We start from the raw sequence: 716 nt of genomic DNA, 5'->3' as shown, positions 1-716 counted from the left end.
TCACCTTTCCGCCCTTACGGCGGGTTACTTAATGAGATGGTCACCCCGGCACCCTGCGAGGCGTACGCTTTCGCAGGGTGCTTTTACTTCGGAGACCGTCATCATGAGCAGCGTGACCCTGATCGGCATCGACATTGGTAAACATACCTTCCACCTGCACGCCCAGGACAAGTTCGGCAAAGAGGTAATGCGCAAGAAGTGCTCAAGGCAGCAGATGATGCGGTTTCTGGCCAATCATCCCCCTTGCACGGTAGTGATGGAGGCCTGTGCCGGTTCACACTGCCTGGCGCGAGAAATCAAAGCGATGGATCATGAGGCCAAGCTGATCTCGCCGCAGTTCGTTAAACCTTTCGTCAAGAGCAACAAGAATGACTTCGTCGATGCGCAAGCCATCTGCGAAGCCGCTTCCCGACCCTCCATGCGCTTTGTGACGCCAAAATCGCCTGAGCAGCAAACGCTCTCTGTTTCTCATCGGATGCGTGAATCATTGATCCGCGACCGAACCAAGACGGTGAACCAGATGCATGGGTTCCTGCTCGAATTCGGTGTCAGCCTGCCGACCGGATTGGCAGTGGTCAACCGCCTTGCTTCGGTGCTTGAAGAGCACGACCTGCCAATACGGCTCGTCGCATTACTGCAGCGCCTGCATGATCATTTCGTCTACTTGAGCGAGCAGATCAAGGTGTTGGACAAAGAGCTGGAGAGCCAACTGGCTG

General features: G+C 55.6%; 1 protein-coding gene. It reads left to right on the top strand.

Annotation, left to right across the window (positions count from 1 at the left end; translation table 11 throughout):
* Positions 1 to 103 precede the first annotated feature (103 nt).
* Positions 104 to 716: IS110 family transposase (locus tag CC207_RS17360; RefSeq protein ID WP_143496128.1), on the top strand; the 613-nt coding region annotated here is incomplete at its 3' end.

Origin of the sequence: Pseudomonas sp. DrBHI1 (assembly GCF_002205115.1) — a bacterium.
GTDB lineage: Bacteria > Pseudomonadota > Gammaproteobacteria > Pseudomonadales > Pseudomonadaceae > Aquipseudomonas > Aquipseudomonas mosselii.
This window is presented reverse-complemented; position numbering and strand designations above follow the sequence as displayed.